Genomic DNA, 24,617 nt, shown 5'->3' with positions numbered 1-24,617 from the left:
TCTTCATCTTTTATGGTGGGAAGGTAAAACTTCCTGCTTTTTTTAATACACAAAAAGCGCAATTGCCTCTATAATTTAAAGTGACCAAACCCAAACTAAAGGAGACAAGTGCGCCTATGTGTAATGATACCTTAGAATTACTAAGAATAAAAGATGAAAATATAAAATATATAAACCAAGAAATTGACGTCATTATCAAAGGAAAAAAAGCAACAGTGGTTAATGCTGTACTAACGTATAAGCCTTCGGCCTGTTATTGTTGTGGAGTTAAAAATGAAGGACAAATTCATAAACATGGTAAGCGTGTTTCTCGTATTACTTTACTTAAAACTCAAGGGTATAACACATACCTCAACTTAGCTAAACAACGTTTTAAATGCTTAGAATGCAATGGCACTTTTACTGCTAAAACGTCAATTGTTGATGAGTCGTGTTTTATCTCAAGATGTGTTACTCAAAAAGTTATAGAAGAAGCTACTAAAGTTAAAACAGAGATTGATACTGCAGAAGATAACTGTATCTCTCCATCTACTGTAAGTCGTATTAGAACTAAAGCGGCTAATTCATTACGAATTAAACCCTTTAATTGTTTGCCAGAACACATCGCTATGGATGAATTTAAAAGCGTTAAAAATGTAACTGGATCAATGAGTTTCATTTTTATAGATAATGATACTCATGATGTTATAGATATTTTAGAAAATAGAACTACAAGATTCTTGCGTGCCTATTTCGAGCGATTCGATTTAAAAAATCGACAACAAGTTAAGACGGTTACTATTGACATGTATGAACCCTATGTCCGATTATTTCGCGACCTATTTCCTAATGCAGCTATTATTTTTGACAGATTCCATATCGTTCAACATTTAAATAGAGAACTTAATAAGTATCGTGTACAAGTTATGAATGAATACCGTAATAAAAAAGGACCTGATTATACAATTTTTAAGAATAACTGGAAAGTCCTATTGATGGATACTAGTAAAACCATATTTAGTAAATACAGATGGAATAAATCTTTTAAGGCTTATAAACGCTCATCTGACATTGTAGAATTCATGCTTTCAAAAGACGATATACTACGACACTCCTACGAACTTGTCCAAGGATTACGAAAAGACCTAAGGTTATGTAATTGGCCTAAATTTATTAATCGTTTAAATTCAGTTAGTAAAAAGTCTGTGAGTAAGGGTGTATGGAAAGCGGTTAAATATTATAGAAAACATCAAAGGATGTTAAGAAATACAATTTATTACCCAGCATTTAATAATGGTGCTATAGAAGGAATTAATAATAAGATAAAATTAATCAAGCGAATTTCTTTTGGTTACAGAAATTTCAACAACTTTAAAGCACGTATAATGATGATTTTCAGCTTGTACAAAGGAGAAAAAAAGAAGACAACCAAGCCCAATAATGGACTGGCCGCCTAATAATAAAAACTCTAAAAGTTGTATTTTAAAAATAGTTCTTTAAATTATATACCCACCACATTTGGTGGAGAACCCAAAAATAATTAATCCCAAAATAACTACAACAATAGCACCCATTAACCATTGTGGAACATGAATCGCATTATGCATAGAACTTGCTATAGCGTTAGATTGCACACCAGGAAGCAATAGACCTACTGAGATAATCGTAACAATAGCAAAGATAATTCCGTAAATTTTACCAAATTTACCACCAATACCATATTCAATATAATACGCTGGTCCACCACGGTATTCATTATTTTCAACTCTCTTGAATATTTGACCAAGTGTAGATTCAATAAAAGCACTACTTGCACCTAAAAACGCAGTAATCCACATCCAAAATACTGCACCAGGTCCTCCTATAAATATTGCAGTAGATACACCGACAATATTACCTGTACCAACCCTGCCTGCTAAAGACATGGCTATCGCTTGAAAACTTGAAATACCATTAGGAGACTTCTCTCCTTGAAACATTAATCGAATCATTTCTTTAAAATGTCTAACTTGAAAAAATCGCATACGCAATGTAAATAGCACACCAGTAATTAGCAAACCATAAACTAATGGCTTACTCCAAACAACCTCATTTAAAAAGGTTACTAATTTTTCAATCATAAGATTCCCCCTATTGTTTAAACATAAAAATATTATACGATTAAGCACGAGACACTTCAATATATTTTTCAGAATATTCTTATAAATATTAATATGATCATTTCATTATTTAAACACGTTTAATATTAAAATAAGTTATTCATATAAACTGGTGCTGTTTGATCCAATTGCAGACTTACGAGTCATTGAAAAGTCTCACAAACTATTGAAAGTAAATATCTTAAAATAGAAAGTGAATGGTTAATTTAAGTATATTTAAAAAATATTAACCTTTTTAAGCACTGCTATTTAGGATATACTAAATAATAACTAAGTTTAGAAAAATAGGAGGAACATCGTTTATGTTAAACAAGGTTTGGTTCCGAACTGGCATCGCTCTGATTATGCTGTTCATTCTCATCAAACTATTTATGGAAGTGCACGAAGTATTTACTCCAATAGCTACAATCATCGGTTCTGTATTTCTTCCATTTTTAATTAGTGGTTTTTTATTTTATATCTGTCTACCTTTTCAAAACTTACTTGAAAAAGTCGGTTTTCCAAGATGGGCTAGTATAACAACAATCATGTTAGCTTTGTTTGCTATTATCGGCTTAATTGTTGCGTTTGTTGCACCAATCATCATTTCAAATATCAACAATTTAATTAGTCAGACACCTGCCCTACAAAAAGAAGCAGAGCAAATTATTAAATTCGCACTAGCTCAAATGGATAAATTACCTGAAGATGTAACAAGTAGAATTACAAATATGGTTAAATCAATGGGTGATGGCGTTACTAATATTTTATCTAATTCATTACAGTACATTACATCATTAATTTCAACCATCTTCTTATTGATTATGGTTCCATTCTTCTTAATTTATATGTTAAAAGACCATGAAAAATTTATCCCAGCTGTTGCTAAATTTTTCAAAGGTGAACGTAAAGTATTTTTCGTAGATTTATTAACTGATTTAAACTTTACATTAAAATCTTACATTCAAGGTCAAGTAACTGTCAGTGTTATTTTAGGTATATTCTTATATATCGGTTATTCAATTATTGACTTACCATATATTCCTTTATTAGTTCTATTTGCTGGTGTCGCAAACTTAATTCCTTTCTTAGGTTCATGGTTATCATTTGCACCTGCAGCAATACTCGGTATTATAGATAGTCCTACTACATTTATATGGGTTTGTATCATTACATTAATTGCACACCAACTTGAAGGTAATATCATTACGCCAAATGTAATGGGTAAATCTTTAAGTATCCATCCTTTAACAATTATCGTTGTTATTTTAGCAGCAGGAGATTTAGGTGGCTTTACATTAGTTCTGATTGCAGTGCCATTATATGCTGTACTTAAAACGGTTGTTAGTAATATTTTCAAATACCGCCAACGCATTATTGATAAAGCAAACAGTAATGTTAAGGACTAATTCTGTGGATGTCTTTTAAGAATATAAGATACTATCTCCTCAAAAGTTGAAACTACAGCTTTTGAGGAGATTTTTTTGTGCATAAAAAAAATCAGTCAGATGAAATATCAAATAATTTTCCATCAGTCCGATTATTATAAAAGCAAAAAAGCTTTGCTCACATATATGATAACGTGAACAAAGCTGTTGAATGATATTATTTAATTGCGTGGAATCCGCTATCTACATGAATATTTTCACCTGTAACGCCACTTGATAAGTCACTTAATAAGTAAGCCGCTGTTTTACCTACTTCTACTTGATCAACGTTACGTTTTAAAGGTGCACGCTCTTCGATTTCTTTAAGAATTGTATTGAAACCACCCACACCTTTTGCACTTAATGTACGGATTGGACCAGCTGAAATTGCATTAACGCGAATATTATCAGGACCTAAGTCTAATGCTAAATATTTAACATTTGCTTCTAAGCTCGCTTTAGCAACACCCATCACATTATAATTTTGAACTGCGAATTCGCCACCTAAATATGTTGTTGCAACAATGCTACCACCTTCTGGCATTAATTTTTTAGCTTCATGAGCCACAATTGTTAATGAGTAAGAACTAATGTCTTGAGCTAACAAGAAGCCTTCACGTGAAGTTTCAGAAAAGCGTCCGCGTAAGTCTTCCATATTAGCAAATGCGATTGAATGATATACACCATCAATATTGCCAACATCTTTACCAATTTGCTCAAAACCATTAATAACCTCTTCATCGCTTTGAACATCAATTTGATATAAGTGCGCTTCTGGTTGATTTAATTGTTCTAATAATTTTTCAAGCTCTTTACGGCTACGTTCTTTACGGTAAGTAAATACTAATTTAGCACCTAATTGATCTAAAACTTTAGCGACACCAAAAGCAATACTACGCTTATTAGCGATTCCCATGATGACATATGTTTTGTTTTCAAGATTTAACATGTAAGATAACTCCTTATAATAATTAATTTAACGGATAGAATATCTAATCCCAGTTTTAACTAACTTTTTATTCGTCAATACATTTTAACACTATTATGACTTTTTAATAAAGTTATTTAAACGTATTACAACGATAAATGTTTGATTTAGTCCTTTCTGTATCAAACTTGATTTACGTAAAAAGCATTTATTTATCAAAATCATATACATACTAGCATTTTAAAATCATTAATTTTACGTCGTACTAAAATACGTCTGCATTTTAATATCATTATTGTTAAAAATAAAATTCTAACTCTTGCTTCAATTCATCAACGTATTCTTTAGCACCGGTAACAATTAAGCGATCTCCATATCGCAATTGTGTATCTCCATGCGGAACAATCGACTCATTATTACGGATAATACGCACGAAGATGATGTCTCCTCCGAATGGGAAATTACGTAATTGAATATTTTCATATTTATAATTTAACATTTGAATTTCATATAGTGACGTTTCAACATTACTTAATAAATTCAACATGTTAGGTGTTTCAATTAAACCTTTTAATAAGATTTTATTACTTAAGTAGCTACTGAAAATTTCAATACCTGAATCAACTAACTCTGTATCGTCCGTTGTGCTTTCAAGTCTGCAAATGACACGCTCAACTTGATGTGCTTTGGCTAATTTAGCAACTTTTCGGTTAATATCATCGTCATTCGTAGCACAAACAACTATGTCTCGGTCAAACAGACCTAGTCGTTCTAAAACATCTTGTTCATAATCAGCAATTTCTATCATCGTGATATCATCTGACAATTGACGACGATCACTCAAGTCTTTGCGATAATATAATGTCACGTCATATAACTGAGATGTTAAATTTTGCGCTATAGGAATCGTTAATTGATTTTTACCAATTAAACTAACTTCAATTTTACGGTTAAACTCATCTGGAACTGGAAACAGTTTTTTGAAAATAATCGGAACGAATACACATGTAATGACTGCGCTTAAAATTAATATACCTGACGTTTCAGCTGAAATAGCATTTAATCTTTCTGAAATTTTGGCTGCAGCTATCACGAGCGATAATGTTGATGTTAATAAAAATGCTGATGCAATCGTTGTTTTCATATCAAACCAACGTCGAATAAACATGACTGGAATTAATTTTGAAATGATAAATGCAACGATTAAAATCGGTATGATAATTAGTAATTTCGGTTCTTTAATTAATGAAGGTATGTTTAAATCTACACCAACCATTATAAAGAAAATAGGAATAAAGAACCCATAACCAAATGAGTCTAACTTTTCAACCATTTCTTCATCTGGATTTAATAATGAAACAACGACACCTGCTAAGAATGCACCTAATATATTTTCTGCGCCAACTCCCTCTGCTAGGGCTACTAATAATATTATTAATGCAAATACCGCACGAATACCGATTTGCGTCGTACCATCCATCAATTTTTGTAAAAATGACATTCTTTTAAATTGAACACCTAAAATATATGAAATTGCTGTGAAAACAACTAATATACCTATTAACCATATTGTACTGCCGCCTTGACCATTGATTGCGCCATAGACCGTTAATAAAATCATAGTTACTAAGTCCGCAAGTACTGCTACTAATAGGATAAATTGCCCTATAGTTGTTCTCATAATATTCATTTCTTTTAAAGTTGGAACAACTACGCCTAAGGAAATAGTTGAAATGATAATGACCATTAATAACACATCATCCACTAATCCAAGCCATTTAAATACATACGCTAAAAGAATCGAAATAATCATAATAAATGCAAATACAGTTAACGCTAGATTAAGATGCCCTGGAATTGAGGATTCATCATCATTTTGTCCTTGACGTGCGCGTTTATCTTTTTTAAAAGCTTTAAAATCAATTTCTAAACCACTTAAAAACATTAAAAAGATAAAGCCTAACGTTGATAAAATATTTAGAATTGAATCCCTTTCTACTATATTTAGAAATGAATTTCCAATCACAATCCCCATCAAAATTTCTGCAACAACAACTGGCAAGAAATTAATATTTAATCGATTGACAATTATTGGAGTTAAAAACGCTGCTAAAACAACAATAACTAAAGATAAAAACTCCATAACTCCTCCTTAAATTAAGTAAGCCATAAATGATGTAGCTAAACCAAAATAAATCAACATACTAATAATATCATTAATTGTTGTAATAAATGGTCCACTAGCCACTGCTGGATCGATATTTAATTTATTCATCAATAATGGAATCATCGAACCTACAAACGTCCCCACCGTCATCGCACAAGTTAAACTTCCTGCAACGATTAATGCTAAAAGTGGCTGATGATATATTGCAACAATAATTGTAAATAATATTGTTGAACATACAACGCCCGATAATACACCACTTCCCGCTTCTCTTAATGCAATTCTAAATTTACTTTGCTCATTAATTTCCCCTGTCGTAATGTTACGAACTGAAACGGCTAAAGATTGTGTACCTGAATTTCCTGACATACCACTAATAATAGGAATAAACGCTGCGAGTAGCGCTACATTTTCTAATGTTTTTTCAAATCTCCCTAAAATTGTCGCAGTAATCATTCCTAAAAATGTTAAAATAATCAACCATGGTAAACGTTTTAATGCTGTTTTAATGATTGAATCATTAGTCGAATCGATATCTGATACCCCGGCTAAACGAGAGTAGTCTTCACTAGCCTCTTCATCCATAACGTCTAAAATATCATCAATCGTGATGATACCAAGCAAATGTTCTTGGTAATCTATAACAGGTACAGCCATGAAATCATAGTCTCTCATAACTTGAGCAACATCTTCTTGGTCGTCTGCTACATTCACACTAATGACACGTTCATTCATAATATCTTCAATATAAGCATCATTTTCAGCTACAATTAAATCTCTTAGTGATAAAACACCTACTAATTTACCATCATCATCAACGACAAATATAACATATATTGTTTCTGCGTCTGGCGCTTGCGCTTTGACCAATAATAACGCTTCTTTAACAGGCGTATGCGCTTTAAGTGATAAATACTCCGTCGTCATAATACCGCCGGCCGTATCCTCATCATAGTGAAGTAATGCTTTGATTTCATTCGCGTCATCTTTATTCATCAATGTTAAAAGACTAGCAACTTTTGGTTTAGTCAACTCATTTAAAATATCTACTGCATTATCGTATGACATTTCTTCTAATATGTGACTTGCGTATGTCGCATTCATTTTATCAAATAGCAACTCATATTCATCGTCATCAATATCTAATTGATCAAAGAAATTTGCAACCTCTTCAGGTGATAAATATTGAAAAATCTTTTGTCTATTTTCATCGGTAGTATCTTCAAAATACTCACTTTGTTCATATGTGTGTAATGCTAGAAATTCATCTCTAAATTGATCAATATCATCATTTTCTAAGTATTGATCTAATAATGTCTCATCATATAATTCCTCTTGAACACGCTCTTTTTCATCTGTGTTCATTGACATACTTACACCCCCTGTGTGAATTAGAGTTGATTGAATAATTTAAGTAATTGCTTATAATCAATTGTAATATAAATATTGTTCTTATTGATTGGATGAACAAAATATATTTGCGTACATTGCAGTACTTGACCATGAATTTTGTCATGAAAACCATCATACAAAGAATCTCCCACAATTGGATGCCCAATATGTTGAAAATGTACACGAATTTGATGTGTACGTCCCGTATGCAAATGAACTTTGCATAAACTGTATTTATCATTCTGATTTATTACTTCATAAGATGTTTTAGCGTATTTACCATCCGAGGCAACTTCTCTAGTTATAATACTATCCTTTGACCGTCTAATATTAGCTTCAATAATACCAGATGTATGGGTTTTACCATATACAAGGCAAGTATATATTTTTTTCAAGTTTACTTTAGAAAATAAATGATGGATATGTCCATATTTAGCGAATATCACAATACCAGTTGTATTACGATCTAGACGCGTAACAATATGTGGGTTAATATTTTCACCATGTTCCTGACAATGATATAGTACTTGTTCGATTAAACTTTCATGAGGATGTTCTCTCGAAGGTGTACAATTTTGATTGTTTGGTTTAGTAACTATGATGATAAAAGCATCTTCATACAATACTTCTAGCTTACGAGCATAAGGTATTAAATTAACACTCGGTATTTCTCGTGGTAAATGAATTTCTAATATATCATTTGGCATTAATTGCTTACGCACTGTGACTGGTTCATCATTAACAATTAAAGCGCCATTATTTTTAATGGCGCTCACTGTCTTCTTAGAAAAATCATGTCGTGCTAAAAAAGTTTTAACAGTTTCCTGTTGTGATATATGATACTTAAATTTCATCGTTCTTCATCACTTGATATGAAAGAATCGTGTACACGTTTCCAGAATGGGAATGGTCTAAAACGTGCAAACCTCACTTTTTCATTTGCTACACGGTATTGTATTGAATTAACATTTTTATGTTTGATACTAACATGATCTATCGTCATTCTAATGGTATCATGATTAACTGGTGATATTAAACATGTATGATGCTTTGGTAATACAAGTGGTGATCCTACCGTTCTAAACACACGATTATTTATTGAGGCAATTTCTGTAATTTGCATTGCTTCAAGTGAAGGATGTATCAGTGCGCCACCTAGCGCTTTGTTATAAGCCGTTGAACCCGAAGGTGTTGATACACATAATCCATCGCCTCTAAATCGCTCAAAGTGTTTCCCTCTTAAGTTAACATCCACAACAAGTGTTGAGCCATTTTCAGTTTTCATCGTTGCTTCATTTAATGCTAAATACCTTGTTTCATAGCCGTTGTCGTTGTATCTCATAATAATTTCAAGCAATGGATATTCAATGACCTGAAACTCTGAATTATTAATTTCGATGATTAATTTTTCAACTTCATGAGGTAACCAATCCGCATAAAATCCTAAATGACCTGTATGAACTCCAACAAATGCCACTTTTGATAACATGTGGCTATACTGATGGAATGCTTGTAGTAATGTACCATCACCACCAACTGAAATAACAATTTCAGGATTTTCACTATCCTCAATCATGCGAAAATCTTTCATATAGTTCATCATTTTATGCTTTAAGGCATTAGACTTGGAGTCACCTTTAGTTAAAATTGTATAACGCATGATTTATAACACCTCGTTAATCATTTTCATGTTTTTTAGAACGTTTTTGCGTGTAATATTTTTGAGCTTCCTGAATTTCATCTTTAATTTCAGACATCTCTTCATCAAGTAAATACGCTGCTTCTGCCGCTCTTTCCAAACGATGTTGAATTTCATCCGGATAAGCACCATCATATTTATATCGTAAAGTATGTTCAATCGTTGCCCAGAAATTCATTGCTAATGTACGAATCTGAATCTCAGCCAATATAAATTTTTGGCCTTGTAATGTTTCAATTGGATATTCAATAATGACATGATACGAGCGGTAACCACTTTCTTTAGTGTTACGAATATAATCTCGTTCTTCAATTACTTTAAAATCTTTTCTTTGTCTTAAAATATTGACGACAACATCAATATCTTCAACAAATTGGCACATCATTCTTAAACCAGCGATATCGTACATTTCTTCTCTTAACCTATCAAATGGTATTTGTCGTTTGTTTGCCTTATCTATAATACTAGCGATTGGTTTAACACGACCAGTAACAAATTCTATTGGCGACGCTTGTTCACCAACTTCATATTGTTTGCGCATGCCTTTAAGTTTCACTTTCAACTCATCAACCGCTTGCTTATAAGGTGTTAAGAACTGATCCCATTGATTCATAGTGCTTCACCCCGCTTTATTCAATGTCGAATGTTTCTTCAACGGTTGCAACAAATTCCTTACCATAATTATTATTCCCTTTTATGTTGTCTAAAATATAAGTAAGTTCTTGGTGGAATTCAGTCAATTCTAGTTCATCATTGATAATAATTTTTTTAGTCATGTTTTCATGCAACATCGTCCATGTTTCTTGTACGAAAATGAGATAAGCATACGCTTTACCATCATCTAATGTATACGCAAAGGCATAATTATCACTATCAACGAGCATTTGTCCTACTTCAGATAATCCTTTAATAGAATCTTCTGTATAACAATAAAGTATGTCATCTTTAATTTTAATTTCATTAATATATAAACGCATGCTTAATCCTCCTCTTATTCCATAACATTTTAACACAATTCAATAATACAAAACACTTACGAACACTATTTTTAATGGTCAAATTAACATTGATAATAGATAAAGGAAATTGCTTTTAAAATTCAACTTTGTCATTCATAATATAGTTAAGATAAATTGAATTTGATACGAGGTGTATACATATCATGGCAACAAATCATGAAATAGAATTTAAACAAATGATAACTGCATCAATCTATAATAAATTGCAAGAGAAATATTTTAAAGACAGTGTGCTTTTTAAGCAAATCAATTACTATATTGATACACCCGATTTCAAATTAAAGGAACATCGCTCTGCACTACGCATAAGAGTTAAAGACAATCAATATGAAATGACTTTAAAGACACCAGCAAAGGTTGGTCTATTAGAATACAACTATATCGTCGACATTAAACCAGAGATGAACTTGATTATTTCAAACGACAATCTTCCAGATGACATTCGTCAAATTATAGTTGAACAGTTTGGTGTAAAGGATACAACTTTATCAATACTTGGTGCATTAACGACATATCGCCAAGAAACTAAATATAAAGGTGATTTACTCGTTTTAGATAAAAGTGAGTATTTCGATACTACGGATTATGAGTTAGAGTTCGAAGTTAAAGACTATAATCAAGGTTTACAAAAGTTCCAATCTTTATTAAACGAACTAAACCTCGAACATCATCAACCTTTAAATAAAGTTCAACGTTTTTTCAAGAAAAAAGAAACACTTTCAAACAATATAAATTAAATTGGCAAATATGCATATTTCTTTCAAATGTTTAAAATCATGTTATATTAGTTATATATTAACTTAAGTTCGTAACAGTAAATTTTTGAAAATGGGTGATTAAATGACAACAACACCATATGACATCATTGGTAAAGAAGCGTTATACGATATGATTGATTATTTTTACACCCTTGTAGAAAAAGATGAACGACTTAATCACCTGTTTCCAGGAGATTTTGCAGAAACAAGTCGTAAACAAAAACAATTTTTAACACAGTTTTTGGGCGGTCCAAACATTTATACCGAAGAACACGGACATCCTATGCTAAGAAAAAGACATATGGATTTTACAATCACTGAATTTGAAAGAGATGCATGGTTAGAAAATATGCAGACAGCAATTAATCGCGCTGCGTTTCCACAAGGTGTTGGAGATTATTTATTTGAGCGCTTAAGATTAACTGCTAATCATATGGTGAATTCCTAAAATTAATTGTAGGTGAATAAACATGGCTGGAGAATTACGAATAATGGAAAATAAGAGTCGTGAAGATATTAATCTATCACCTGTAAGTAAAATCGAAATTTATTCATTTTTCGATCCATTTAGCTCCGATTGCTTCAAATTATCAGCAATCTTATCCAAATTAAGAATTGAATATAATCAATATATACGTATCAGACATATATTAAATCCTTCGTTAAAAGTATTAACGAAATGCCAAGCTCAAAGTACATCCAACTTTGATAACATCGCCCTAGCTTATAAAGCAGCTGAGTTACAAGGTCGTGTACGTGCCGAACGATTTATACATTTAATGCAAAATGAAATCATACCTAAAAGAGATATTATTACAGAATCAATGATTTGTGACTGTATTCAAAATGCAGGTATTGATTTAGAAGTATTTAAAGACGACTTACAAAAAAGTAAACTAACCGAAAGCTTGAAAATTGATTTGCATATTGCAAGAGAAATGGAAATCGAACAAGCCCCTTCTCTCGTTTTCTTTAGTGAAGATGTTCATGAAGAAGGTTTAAAAGTCGAAGGATTATACCCATATCACATCTATACTTATATAATTAATGAATTGATGGGTAAACCTATCGAAAAGAATCTTCCTCCTAAATTAGAAACTTATATACAGCAACAACAACTTGTAACGATGGAAGAATTACTTACTATTTATGAATGGCCAGAAAAACTTTTAAACAAAGAGTTAAAGAAGTTAGCCATTCAACAAAAAATTGAAAAACTTAAATATCCAGATGGCGATTTCTGGAAATCTAAAATGCCTAAAATCAAATCAAAATAAATAAATTAAAGACCTCGTACACCATAAATGTAACGAGGTCTTTTTACTGACTCTTAATTTTGCAACATTAAATTATTAGAACGTAATGTTACACATCGATCTAAATATATTAGTGATATTTTCCGAATTTAACCAGTTCGAAAATTATACAAATTATAAATTTGGTACATAATAGACTTATATTAATCGTTAATGTATAAAAAGTGCATATTTAATACATTTTTATACAACTTCACTTCCCTCTTATTAAAAAAGAACATAAAAAAACGTCGTGTCTGAATACACGACGCTAAACAAAGGGGATGGGAGAAATTTTTCACTTCAAACAAAGGGGTATGTTTGTTATGTGATTAATTTCATGTTCATAATATAACATGCTATCTCTACCATTTCAACCTTTTAATAGTACTTAATTTAAATTGTCACAATCTGTTCATAATGTAAGCGAATACAATAGTACTAAGCTTTCATTAATTTTTCAAAAGCGTTCAATTTTTGTTCAAAAACTTCACAAGCTTGTTCAATTGGTTCAGGTGTTGTCATATCTACACCAGCATTTTTTAATATCTCAATTGGATAATTTGAGCTACCTTTTTTCAAGAATTCATTAATATATCTATCTACTGCTGGCTTACCTTCTGTTAAAATTTGATGACTTAAGCTTTGAGCTGCACTGTAACCAGTTGCGTATTGATATACATAATAATTCATATAGAAGTGTGGAATACGTGACCATTCCTTACTAATATCTTCATCAGTTTCTACAGAATCACCGAAGTATAATTTATTTAATTTGGCATATTCTTCATTCATTCTAGTTGGTGTTAAAGGTTCACCTGCTTCTTCAATTGCATGAATTTTATGCTCAAATTCTGCGAACATTGTTTGTCGGAATAATGTAGCTCTGAAACGTTCTAATTCTTGGTTTAATAATAATAAGCGTTTTTCATCATCAAGATGTTTATCCATATAATCACTTAAAAGTGCTTCGTTACAAGTTGATGCAACTTCAGCGACAAAAATAGTGTAGTCACTAGAATTTGACGGTTGGAATTTTCTACTGAAGTAACTATGTGCTGAATGCCCAAATTCATGAACTAATGTGTATAAGTCTGAAATAGTATTAGACCAGTTAAGTAGAATAAATGGATTAGTTAAATGTGCACCTGATGAATAGCCACCTGAACGTTTACCTTTATTCTCATAGACATCGACCCAACGATTGTTTAAGCCTTCTTTAACTACATTTAAATATTCTTCACCCATTGGTTCTAAAGCTTTTAACATCCACTCTTTAGCTTCTTCATAAGGCATTTCAAACTTAATATCTTTAATTAATGGTGTATATAAATCATACATTTTCAAGTCATCTAAACCTAGCAATTCTTTGCGCAATTCAGTATATCTATGTAGCAATGGTAAATATTTATGTACAGTTTTTACTAGATTGTCATATACATTTTCTGGAATATGATTATTACTCAATGCTTTTTCTCTTGCAGTTTTGTAATTGTGTGTACGAGCATTAAATACATTTTTCTTCACTTCACCTGCTAGCGTAGCGCCAAGCGTATTATTATGAGCACCATATGCTTTATATACATTTCTAAAAGCACTTTCTCTTAGTTTGCGATCATCTGATTCTAAATACTTAATAAATGTACCTTGTGTTAACGGGTGTGCATTTCCATCTTTATCAATCGCATCTTCAAATACTAAATCAGCGTTGCTAAACATACCGTATACATTTGATGGCGTTGATAACGCGTCCTGCGCTTCTGTTAATAACTTTTCAGTTTCAGCATCTAAAATATGAGGACGTTTTTCATTAATCAACTTCAAATCAAATGCGAATTTTTGTAATTTATCATATGAATTTACAAATGATTGAATTTTATCTTCATCAATTTGTAAAATCTCTGGCACTAAGAAACTCCATGCCGAGCTAAATTTAATAATTAATTGATGTGCTCTTGACTCCATACCAGTATACTTGTCGTTCGTTGTATCTTGGTCTTGTTTTAGGTGCGCGTATACATATACTTTTTCTAATTTAGTACCTAATGTATCTTCTAATTCTAACGCATTGTATAATGTCTCAGCACTATCACCAATGTGTCCTTTAAATTGTTCTTCTTTGCCTAACTCATTTTCAACTTCTTTAAATGCAGCCTCAAAAGCTTCATCATCTTTGAAAATTGTTGTTAAGTCCCATGTATATTCAGGATATTTACGTTCCTGTTCTTCTCTCGATAATTGTTGACTCATATGTAGTAAACCTCCTAATAAAATATAATTGATATAATTTTCTCATTTTAGAACAAAATTTGCACGTCATTACCTTTATCTGAACAAATATTTAAATAATTGTTAATAAGTTTTTCTATAATTGCTGTTTTACTTTCTAGAGCAACAATAAATTTTTTCAGTTTAAAATAATTAAGATTGTCATTTACTAATTTGCTTTTTCCATTCTTTAACCATAAATCAACTTGTAATTGCCACTCAATAGGATGATTTTTAATATAAATTTGCTCTGGAAAAATATAACCATAATTGTGCACTACTTCTTGATCAGTTAACTGTAATTGATACATTGCACTTAAAGTGGGTTCTAAAACAGAATTTTGCCAGCGACAATATTTGATATATTGATTAATTGCGAACTTTGATAATTTATAAACAGCATGATAATCACAAGGCGCCTCATTAAACAACTCACTAATTTTGGCATTTCTTTTTTCAGCGACATATTTGTGCCCGCCTAAATATTGTATTTGTTGAAACATCATTATTTGTTTTTTCTCTAAATTGAACGTATGAAGTTTTCGAGTGAATGGATTAATAAACATACTTTGAAAATGATTGAACTTCACTTTATTATGACAATAATCAACATCATTTAATAACCAACTTACTTTATATCCCATTTTCTTTAAACCTTCCGTTCGTTGAAGAATCTGTTTATAAGGAATTGGCGAATACTGTAGCTCAATAACATATTTATTATTAATCAAAATATCCGGAATTTGTTTTATTTCTTTTAAAAATGGCTCTATCTCTACTTTAAATCCTTGTTGCTGTATCATCTGTGCTAAAATCAATTTACTTTTATAATGTTTAATCGTTTCATTATTAAAACATTTTTGTTCCGCTAAATGTTTATGTGCAAAATGACTAATTACTTTGAGCCCACGCTTTAAAATAACTTGCTTGCCACACACCGGACAAAAATATTGTGTCTTTCTCAATGCAGTAGTTGCTAACACACGTTCCTTTTCTTCATTTAAAGCTACTAACATATCTTCACCTCAAAATATTACACGTAAGTTTAACTACTATTACTTTTTCAGCTTTTGAAATCAATAAAAAAAGAGACTCCAAAGAGTCTCCTTTCATAGTGCGTTGCTTAATTAATATCGTTATTCAGTTGTCTCTGGAAAATAACGTCGAACTTGAGCTGTTACGTTATGACTCATAATTATTTTAGCATAGTCATTTAAATAAACTTCTGTTCTGTCTGTTGGATAAGCAAATTCAAGCAATTGACTGTAACTATCATTAATGACTTCTTGATCAACATGACTATCAAAATGTACAGCATAATAATAAGTACCATCAACCATATATAACAAATCTTCAAACTCTGTAGTTATTGGATTGCTATGATATGCATAATTAATAACATCTTCTAAATCGTTAAATTTCACAATAATTGTTCTTGTATTTTTACGTGCTGAAGACTTTTGACGTTTAGAACCTTGAGCTTCTTTTTCTTTTGTTCGTTGCTCGAATAATTCTTCTAATTGATCTTCACCTTCTAATGTTTGAGCTAACAATTCTTGAACTTGTTCATCAAATTGATCAGTTGCATCATCATCAGACATATTCATCATATCTTCATTTTTAGATTTAGAAATTGTGACTTCGACACCTTTTTCAAAGGCATGTACTTGAATCCATAATGGACCTTCTACAACAAAATCTTCTTCTTCGTTAATTTCATCCATCATTGACCAAAAGAATTCTTCGCCACGTTTGCGATTTGTCCATAAATCTTCACGACTAAATCCACGGGCCTCGATATCGCTATATGTTATAAACAATTTTACAGTTGTATCATCTACTCGTTCTATTCTCATATCATCTCACTCCTTACAGTCGATGAATAGTATCCACATTGTATTAAAGCATCAAACAAAATACAATTTATTTGTTTGATTTCTTTCTCTAAAATATTTTGGTAACTTATAATAACATATTCGTTGTAGCAAAACTATTTAAATGATTTATACAGTTAAAGCATTAAAGCACTTTCTTAATTTAATTTTACCTTATCATAGCAAATGTTTCATCCAAAACACTCTAATATAGAGCTATATTAACAATTGCACATTTGATTTAAAAGATACTAAGCAATTATTGTAAAATTAAAACCAAAAAAGCAACACTATAGAAATAGTGTTGCTTGACATATCTTTTAGTAAAGTATGACACATAGTTAAATGGTTATTAGTCAACCATACGTTGTGCTTCTTGTAATTGGAACGTACGAACTTTTCTAGGTAAGAAACGTCGAATCTCGTCCTCATTATAACCAACTTGTAGTCGTTTATTATCTAAAATAATTGGACGACGTAATAAGCCAGGATTATCTTGAATGATTGAATATAAGTCTTGTAATGGTAGTGAATCAATATCAACATTTAATTTTTGGTATGTTTTAGAACGTGTAGAAATGATTTCATCAGTACCGTCTTCAGTCATTTTTAATATTTGCTTAATTTCATCAATTGTTAAATGTTCAGAAAAAATATTACGCTCCGTATACGGAATGTCATGTTCTTGTAACCATGCTTTCGCTTTACGGCAAGATGTGCAACTTGGTGAAGTAAATAATGTTACCATACATCTCACTCTCCTATTTGAATGAATAAAATTCATTACTTAAAATTTAGTTATAGATCAAGAAAAAACATTTTTTTCTAAAATTCTTAATCGTTACTATTTATTATAACTATCTAACATTAAAATTAAATGAGAAAAACCTAATTTTTCAGATAAGTTTCTACACTTATAAAAAAGATTATTAATCCCTTTGTTAGTAGTAAGTTATACGTATATTCTAACACATCTTACATTTTTAAGAAATACTGTTATAATGATAATTATTAAAATATTACTAAGAAAGTAGGCATTTAAATGGAGACATTATTTTCAGGCATTCAACCTAGTGGAATTCCTACTATTGGAAATTATATTGGTGCATTAAAACAATTTGTTGATGTGCAAAATGACTATGATTGTTATTTCTGTATCGTTGATCAACATGCAATTACAATGCCACAAGATCGTTTGAAATTACGTAAACAAACAAGACAATTAGCAGCAATATATCTAGCTTCAGGTATAGATCCAAACAAAGCAACACTATTTATTCAATCTGAAGTTCCTGCGCACGTTCAAGCTGGATGGATGTTAACAACTATAGCTTCTGTTGGAGAATTAGAGCGTATGACACAATATAAAGATAAATCTCAAAAGTCAGTGGAAGGTATTCCAGCTGGATTATTAACATATCCCCCATTAATGGCAGCAGACATAGTTTTATATAACACTAATATTGTTCCTGTTGGTGATGACCAAAAGCAACATATGGAATTAACACGTAATCTTGTAGATAGATTTAATAGTCGCTATAATGATGTGCTTGTGAAACCTGAAATTCGTATGCCTAAAGTTGGTGGCCGTGTCATGAGTTTACAAGACCCAACAAGAAAAATGAGTAAGAGTGATGATAATGCTAAAAACTTCATTTCATTATTGGACGAGCCGAATGTTGCTGCTAAAAAAATTAAAAGCGCAGTAACTGATTCAGATGGTATTATTAAATTTGATCGTGACAACAAGCCAGGTATAACAAATTTAATTTCAATATACGCTGGATTAACCGACATGCCAATTAAAGATATTGAGGCAAAATATGAAGGGGAAGGTTATGGTAAATTTAAAGGTGACCTTGCTGAAATAGTTAAAGCATTTTTAGTAGAATTCCAAGAAAAATACGAAAGTTTCTATAACTCAGATAAACTTGATGATATTTTAGATCAAGGTAGAGATAAAGCACACAAAGTTTCATTTAAAACTGTCAAAAAAATGGAAAAAGCGATGGGTTTAGGACGTAAGAGATAAAATAAAGAGGTACTAGAATTAACTAGTGCCTCTTTTATTATTTAACGTCTACCTCTAGGATTAAAAGCATCTTTAAGCCCTTCCCCTACAAAGTTTATACTTAATATAGTTAATGTAATCATTATAGCAGGTGGCATCCATATCCACGGTTTACCACTTATAACATCCCCTTCTTGAGCATCACTCAACATATTACCCCAAGATGGTATTGCTTTACTAATTCCGAATCCTAAAAAGCTCAATCCTGATTCCACTACAATCATACCGGCAAATAACAATGTTGCTTGTACGATAACTACACTTAATATATTCGGCAAAAGATGTTTCAAAATAATTTTATATGTGGGTGTACCAATTGATTTTGCTGCCAAAAAGTATTCATTTTCTTTTTCTTGAAGTACTTTACCACGAACAAGTCTTGCAATACCTCCCCAACTTAATACGATAATAACTAGAACAAGAATTATGGCAGATCCATAAGGATTTTTAATTTTATCTCCAAGTGCAGCATTTAATACAATTGCAAATATTAAAAATGGAAATAACATAACAAATTCGGTTATTCTCATTAATAATGTATCAACAATACCTCCAAAATAACCAGAAATCACTCCAACTGTAATTCCAATCAAAAGCATTCCTATTGTAGATGTAATTCCAATGGATAATGAAATACGACCTGCATATAACAAACGACTAAAGTTATCCCTACCACCAGAGTCTGTACCAAGAATGTTTTGTGCTGTCATTTCACCTTTTATATTTAATAAATCTTGTTGGTTCACTGGAAAAGGAGCTATTAATGGCGCTATAATTGATACAATAGTTATGATTAATAAAAAAATAATCGATAACATTGCAATTTTATTATGAATAAATCTAGACAATGCAATTTTAAAAGGCGATTTTGACTTATTTTGCATTCCAATCCCCCCTAGTTACTTCTAATTCTTGGATCTATAAATCCATAAGTAATATCAGAAATCAAATTACCCAGTAAACCTAAAAATGAGAAAAACAACGTTAATGCCATCATTAATGGATAGTCTTGACCTATTACCGATTCTAAAAATAATTTACCGATACCGTTATATGAAAAGATAGTCTCAGTAATCACAGCTCCACCTAAAATACTTACAATATCAGCACCTAAAAATGTAATAATAGGTATTAAAGAATTTCTCAATATATGTTTATTATAAATTTTATTCATAGATAATCCTTTTGACCTTGCCGTCAATACATAATCTTTTTTAGAATTTTCAATAATATCATTACGTAAATATTGAATATAACCAGCAGTAGATAATAATCCTAAAGTTAATGCAGGCAAAAATGTATGATAAATTTTACTCATATAATATTCAAAAGTACCTTCTTTAAGGTTAATATCAACAGAACCTTGAAACGGAAACCATTGTAATTCAAAAGAAAAAATAAAAATTGCAAATACTCCCGCAATAAAAGATGGAATAGCTAACATCAAATAATTAAATATTTGCACAGTATAATCAGTCAAACTGTAAGAATATCTACCTGACGTTATTCCTAAAGCAAATGAGATAATATAAGTAATAATTAATGACATAGCACCGAGTAATATTGTATTTGGAATTCTTTCCTCAATAACATCAATTACCGGCCTTTTATATTTGATTGACTCCCCTAAATCACCATGTATAACATGATTGACCCATCTAATGTATTGATGTGATATAGAGTCGTTGAGGCCTAACTTTTCCCTTTGTGCATTTATCGCTTCTTGTTTTATTTTTCCGTTTTGTAAATCTGAAAATGGATCTCCTGGTTGAATGATAGCTAATGAAAATACAACAATAGAAATTAAAATTAGTAACGGAATCATTAAACCTAATCTCTTTAATATTAATTTAACCATTTAAATCACCTACTTTATTTACATAAAAACAAGCAACTTGATGTTCATCACCAATGTCCTTTAATTGTGGTATATTTTCTTTACATTTATCTTTTGCAATCGGACATCTTGTATGAAAAGGACAACCTTGCGGCGGATTACTTGGCGAAGGTAATTCTCCTTTTAATATAATTCTATTGTTATTATGTTTATCAATTTGTGGTATTGATGAAATCAACGCTTTTGTATATGGATGTTTGGGATTTTCATAAATTTCTTTATCAGATGCGATTTCAACTATATGACCTAAATACATAACTCCAATGACATCACTTATATGTTTTACTACACTTAAATCATGTGCGATAAATAAATAGCTTAAGTTAAATTGTTCTTGTAAATCTTTTAATAAATTCAGTACTTGAGATTGAACAGATACATCTAATGCACTTACAGGCTCATCAGCAACAATTAAACTCGGACGCAAAGCCAATGCTCTTGCAATTCCCACTCTTTGTCTCTGTCCACCTGAAAATTCATGTGCATATTTATAATATGCATCTTCACTTAGGCCAACACATTTTAATAAATATAGTACTTCTTTTTTTATTTCTTCTTTTGGCAATTTTTTATAATTTAAAATAGGTTCTGAAATGATATCTCCAACCATTTGCATCGGATTCAATGATGCATACGGATCTTGAAATATCATCTGATATTGTTGTCGTGATTTTCTGAGTTTTTTACCTTGTAATCTTGTTATATCTTCACCATTAACAATTATTGAGCCTGAAGTTGCATCTTCAAGCCTGATAATCACTTTACCTAACGTTGACTTACCACAACCCGATTCTCCTACTAATCCAAAAGTTTGTCCTTTTTTTATTGAAAACGATACGTCATCAACAGCTTTAACGTACTGAGTTTTTTGTAATAATCCAGTTTTAATTTTGTAGTATTTTTTTATTTGGTTGACTTCTAAAATATTTTCCATTCTTATATCTCCTTATATTCATTTTTGTACAAATGACAACGTACAATGACGTCTTCACAAACATGCATTTTAGGAGATTGATTATTACAAATATCCAGTTTTTTGTTACATCTATTTGCAAATCTGCACTTATTAACGTGAAATGCTTGGATTGATGGCACAATTCCTTCTATCGTTTCAAGTCGTTTCTGCTCTTCTTTAAGTTTTGGAATTGTTGATAATAATTTTTGGGTATAAGGATGTTTCGGATTGTGTAGTATTTCTTTTATGCCTCCAAATTCTACAATTTGACCTGCATACATAACTAAGACTTTATCGCAAAACTCAGCAACTACACTCAAATCATGTGTAATCATCATAATTGCCATTTGCGTTTCCTTTTGCAATTCTTTTAATAAGTCTAATATTTGCGCTTGAATCGTGACATCCAATGCTGTTGTAGGTTCATCAGCAATTAATAATTTAGGAGAACATGAAATGGCCATTGCAATCATTACTCTTTGTCTCATACCACCAGATAATTGATGAGGATAGCTATTTAATATTTCATCTTGTCTAGCAATTCCAACTTTTTTTAGTAAATCTTTTGCTAAGTTATTTGCTTCTTTTTTAGAAATTTTTTTATGTGATTTTATAGATTCCACAAGTTGATTTTTTATGGTAAATACAGGATTTAAAGCAGTCATAGGTTCTTGAAAAATCATAGCAATATCATTTCCTCGAATATCTAGCAATTGCTTCTCATTGAGCGTATCGATTCGTTTACCATCAAATATAACTTCTCCATTACTTAGTTTAGATATCTTTTCTGGTAATAATTTAATAATTGACTTACTTAATATGGACTTACCGCAACCAGATTCCCCTACTATACCCAAAACTTCTCCTTTAGATAATTCAAAAGAAATATTTTCAACAGTTGCTAACCATTCATTATTTATTTTTAATGATGTTTCTAAATCTTTAACCTCTAACAATACATTATTCATAACATCCCCCCCATATAAGTAAACCTCGACAAAATCGTCGAGGTTACATTACTAAGCTTCTTTAGTTAAATTATATAAACTTTGATCAGTTCCAATTTCAATGTCTAAGTTTCGTACTTTATCGTTAACAATAGTTATCGATTTACCTTGGAACATTGGTAATCCAGGTAACTCATCATTCATATATTTTTGCCATTTAACATAAATATCTTTACGTTTCTTTTCATCAATGCCTACTTTTTCGAAGTCTAATGCATCATCTAAATATTGATCTGATTTTGGTAAAACTGTTCTCATTTCATTTTGAGGTCTATCAGTGTGGTATAAATCTGATGGATCTGGATCTGTACCTCCTGCCCATGATCTGAAGTACACTTCCATATCTTTAGATGCATTTGCTAAGTCTTCATTATATTTACCGAATTCTACTAACTTCACATTTGTTTTCAAGCCAACTTTTTCGCAGAAATCTTTTATCGCTGCAGTTCTTGGTTCAAAAGTAGGATTAGAACCTGAATAATGTTTAAAGTTAATCTCAAATTTATTACCTTTAGGATCTTCTCTAAATCCGTCACCATCTCTATCTTTATAACCTAACTTATCTAAGATTTTTTTAGCTTTTTCAGGATCATATTTGTAATCATTTAGGTCCTTAGGATTGGCTGCTATCCAATGCATAGATGGTACAAAACTATTGATTTCACTAGCGTAACCATTGAAAAACGCTTTGATCCATTTTTCTCTATCAATTGCATAAAGCATTGCTTTACGTAATTCTTTGTCTTCATATTTTGGTCTCACTTTACCAGTTTTATTAGCTTTTTTATCGTAATCATGAGATACGAATCCTATTAAACCGTAGTCTAAGCTTGGCGCAGATAATACCTTGAGACCAGCATTAGATGACTTAGCATCTTTTGCCATTGCACCGGTAGCATCATTCGCAACATCAATATCGCCTTTTTCCATTGCCTTAATAATTTGAGCTTGATCAATAACTTTTAAATTGATTTTGTCTAGTGCAGGCTTACCTTGCCAATAATCATCAAATTTAACGAGTTGAACAGCCTCACCTGGAACGATTTTCTTAACTTTATACGGTCCAATACCAATAGGATATTTTCGGATTTTATCTGATTTCGCTAAATCTTTAATTGGTACATCTGATAAATATTTTTTACTTAATAAAGGTCCAGTAATAAATCCTGTTAAGTAATTTTCTTGTTTTTTATCAAATGTAACCTGCATAGTGTAGTCATCTATTTTCTTCAATCCGCTAATATGATCAGTTTTTCCTTCATGATAATCTTTCGCACCTTGGATATTTTCTACACTTGGATAATAAGCACCTTCGTAGTCCTTGTTAGCTAAGACTTCAATTGAATAAATCCAATCATCAATTTTCAATTCATTACCATCATGCCATTTAATACCTTTTTTAATTTTAAATTCTATTTTCTTAGCCGGCTCGATGTCCTTCCATGAAGCAATATATGCCTTAGGACGTATTTTTTTATCAGTTGCTAATAAGCTTTCGTTAAAATATCCCTCAACTACAGCATCCGCATGTGTACTATTTAATAACGAAGAATAAACACCACTTGGAGGTGCTGTTAATGCTACATTTAAGGTACCACCTTTATGTTTTGAGGTTTCTGTTTTAGTAGCATCTTTTACTCCTTCATCTTTATTACTGCTTTTTCCGCAAGCACTCAACACTAAAACGATAACAATAAGTATTGAAATATATTTAATTAGCTTCCCCATTTATATGCCTCCTAC

General features: G+C 31.1%; 22 protein-coding genes and 1 pseudogene. 6 read left to right on the top strand and 17 right to left on the bottom strand.

Annotated elements, in window-relative coordinates:
• Positions 1–116 precede the first annotated feature (116 nt).
• The gene (locus JQN76_RS08630) at positions 117–1,436 is read left to right on the top strand and encodes an ISL3-like element IS1181 family transposase (RefSeq protein WP_001808146.1); all 1,320 of its coding nucleotides are present in this window, start codon (positions 117–119) and stop codon (positions 1,434–1,436) included.
• Between the two features lie 72 nt (positions 1,437–1,508).
• On the opposite strand, the pseudogene JQN76_RS08625 reads toward JQN76_RS08630, so the two are convergent.
• A pseudogene (locus JQN76_RS08625) lies at positions 1,509–2,099 on the bottom strand (alanine:cation symporter family protein); the annotation flags it as partial.
• A 341-nt stretch (positions 2,100–2,440) separates the two neighbouring features.
• On the opposite strand from JQN76_RS08625, the gene cozEa reads away from it, so the two are divergent.
• A complete protein-coding gene (gene cozEa, locus JQN76_RS08620; protein ID WP_000933105.1) occupies positions 2,441–3,526 on the top strand; it encodes a lipoteichoic acid biosynthesis protein CozEa in 1,086 nt (361 codons plus the stop codon).
• Between the two features lie 196 nt (positions 3,527–3,722).
• Here cozEa and fabI read toward each other — a convergent pair whose 3' ends face one another.
• The 7 genes from fabI to JQN76_RS08585 form a co-directional block, all read right to left on the bottom strand.
• A complete protein-coding gene (gene fabI / locus JQN76_RS08615) occupies positions 3,723–4,493 on the bottom strand; it encodes an enoyl-ACP reductase FabI (RefSeq protein ID WP_000933195.1) in 771 nt (256 codons plus the stop codon).
• 277 nt (positions 4,494–4,770) lie between these two features.
• Positions 4,771–6,615, bottom strand: a complete 1,845-nt coding sequence (locus tag JQN76_RS08610; RefSeq protein ID WP_000395153.1) for a monovalent cation:proton antiporter family protein — start codon at positions 6,613–6,615, stop codon at positions 4,771–4,773.
• Positions 6,616–6,624: 9 nt separating this feature from the next.
• Entirely contained in the window at positions 6,625–8,010 is a 1,386-nt protein-coding gene (gene mgtE, locus JQN76_RS08605) for a magnesium transporter (RefSeq protein ID WP_000062407.1), read from the bottom strand.
• A 20-nt stretch (positions 8,011–8,030) separates the two neighbouring features.
• On the bottom strand, positions 8,031–8,885 hold the full coding sequence (locus JQN76_RS08600) for an RluA family pseudouridine synthase (RefSeq protein ID WP_000669934.1): 855 nt from the start codon (positions 8,883–8,885) through the stop codon (positions 8,031–8,033).
• Positions 8,882–9,691 (bottom strand): NAD kinase, encoded by an 810-nt coding sequence (locus tag JQN76_RS08595; RefSeq protein WP_001270834.1) that lies wholly within the window; start codon positions 9,689–9,691, stop codon positions 8,882–8,884. The genes JQN76_RS08600 and JQN76_RS08595 overlap by 4 nt, the downstream gene beginning before the upstream one ends.
• Before the next feature lie 16 nt (positions 9,692–9,707).
• Positions 9,708–10,343 carry a GTP diphosphokinase gene (gene yjbM, locus JQN76_RS08590; RefSeq protein ID WP_001077683.1) on the bottom strand — a complete coding sequence of 212 codons (636 nt, stop codon included), beginning with the start codon at positions 10,341–10,343 and terminating at the stop codon, positions 9,708–9,710.
• 16 nt (positions 10,344–10,359) lie between these two features.
• The gene (locus JQN76_RS08585; protein ID WP_001242102.1) at positions 10,360–10,707 is read right to left on the bottom strand and encodes a UPF0738 family protein; all 348 of its coding nucleotides are present in this window, start codon (positions 10,705–10,707) and stop codon (positions 10,360–10,362) included.
• Between the two features lie 185 nt (positions 10,708–10,892).
• Between JQN76_RS08585 and JQN76_RS08580 the strand changes: the two genes are divergently transcribed.
• The 3 genes from JQN76_RS08580 to yjbH all read left to right on the top strand — a co-directional run bounded on the left by JQN76_RS08580 (position 10,893) and on the right by yjbH (position 12,784).
• The gene (locus tag JQN76_RS08580; RefSeq protein ID WP_000224612.1) at positions 10,893–11,486 is read left to right on the top strand and encodes a CYTH domain-containing protein; all 594 of its coding nucleotides are present in this window, start codon (positions 10,893–10,895) and stop codon (positions 11,484–11,486) included.
• A gap of 103 nt (positions 11,487–11,589) precedes the next feature.
• A complete protein-coding gene (locus JQN76_RS08575; RefSeq protein WP_000214070.1) occupies positions 11,590–11,955 on the top strand; it encodes a truncated hemoglobin YjbI in 366 nt (121 codons plus the stop codon).
• 22 nt (positions 11,956–11,977) lie between these two features.
• A complete protein-coding gene (yjbH, locus tag JQN76_RS08570; protein WP_000896697.1) occupies positions 11,978–12,784 on the top strand; it encodes a protease adaptor protein YjbH in 807 nt (268 codons plus the stop codon).
• Positions 12,785–13,243: 459 nt separating this feature from the next.
• Here the strand turns inward: yjbH and pepF are convergent, their stop codons facing one another.
• From pepF to spxA, 4 genes are all read right to left on the bottom strand, one after another.
• A complete protein-coding gene (pepF, locus tag JQN76_RS08565) occupies positions 13,244–15,052 on the bottom strand; it encodes an oligoendopeptidase F (protein ID WP_000082725.1) in 1,809 nt (602 codons plus the stop codon).
• A gap of 47 nt (positions 15,053–15,099) precedes the next feature.
• A complete protein-coding gene (locus JQN76_RS08560) occupies positions 15,100–16,086 on the bottom strand; it encodes a competence protein CoiA (RefSeq protein ID WP_000959292.1) in 987 nt (328 codons plus the stop codon).
• Between the two features lie 120 nt (positions 16,087–16,206).
• The gene (gene mecA / locus JQN76_RS08555) at positions 16,207–16,926 is read right to left on the bottom strand and encodes an adaptor protein MecA (protein ID WP_001217728.1); all 720 of its coding nucleotides are present in this window, start codon (positions 16,924–16,926) and stop codon (positions 16,207–16,209) included.
• A gap of 370 nt (positions 16,927–17,296) precedes the next feature.
• Positions 17,297–17,692 (bottom strand): transcriptional regulator SpxA, encoded by a 396-nt coding sequence (gene spxA / locus JQN76_RS08550; protein ID WP_000258003.1) that lies wholly within the window; start codon positions 17,690–17,692, stop codon positions 17,297–17,299.
• 294 nt (positions 17,693–17,986) lie between these two features.
• Here spxA and trpS point away from each other — a divergent pair, with 294 nt between their 5' ends.
• The gene (gene trpS, locus JQN76_RS08545) at positions 17,987–18,976 is read left to right on the top strand and encodes a tryptophan--tRNA ligase (RefSeq protein WP_000448943.1); all 990 of its coding nucleotides are present in this window, start codon (positions 17,987–17,989) and stop codon (positions 18,974–18,976) included.
• Positions 18,977–19,017: 41 nt separating this feature from the next.
• On the opposite strand, the gene opp4C is transcribed toward trpS, so the two are convergent.
• The 5 genes from opp4C to opp4A are packed head-to-tail and all read right to left on the bottom strand — an operon-like array spanning position 19,018 to position 24,602.
• The gene (opp4C, locus tag JQN76_RS08540) at positions 19,018–19,899 is read right to left on the bottom strand and encodes an oligopeptide ABC transporter permease (protein WP_001180280.1); all 882 of its coding nucleotides are present in this window, start codon (positions 19,897–19,899) and stop codon (positions 19,018–19,020) included.
• A gap of 11 nt (positions 19,900–19,910) precedes the next feature.
• Positions 19,911–20,873: an oligopeptide ABC transporter permease gene (opp4B, locus tag JQN76_RS08535; RefSeq protein WP_000239820.1), complete on the bottom strand. Its 963-nt coding sequence runs from the start codon at positions 20,871–20,873 to the stop codon at positions 19,911–19,913.
• On the bottom strand, positions 20,866–21,846 hold the full coding sequence (locus JQN76_RS08530) for an ABC transporter ATP-binding protein (protein WP_000427769.1): 981 nt from the start codon (positions 21,844–21,846) through the stop codon (positions 20,866–20,868). Before JQN76_RS08530 ends, opp4B begins: the two co-directional genes overlap by 8 nt.
• Positions 21,847–21,848: 2 nt before the next feature.
• Positions 21,849–22,835 (bottom strand): ABC transporter ATP-binding protein, encoded by a 987-nt coding sequence (locus JQN76_RS08525; protein WP_001067040.1) that lies wholly within the window; start codon positions 22,833–22,835, stop codon positions 21,849–21,851.
• Between the two features lie 51 nt (positions 22,836–22,886).
• A complete protein-coding gene (opp4A, locus tag JQN76_RS08520) occupies positions 22,887–24,602 on the bottom strand; it encodes an oligopeptide ABC transporter substrate-binding protein (protein WP_000517161.1) in 1,716 nt (571 codons plus the stop codon).
• Positions 24,603–24,617: the final 15 nt, after the last annotated feature.

The organism is Staphylococcus sp. SM3655 (assembly GCF_016917315.1).
Classification (GTDB): domain Bacteria; phylum Bacillota; class Bacilli; order Staphylococcales; family Staphylococcaceae; genus Staphylococcus; species Staphylococcus aureus.
This window is presented reverse-complemented; position numbering and strand designations above follow the sequence as displayed.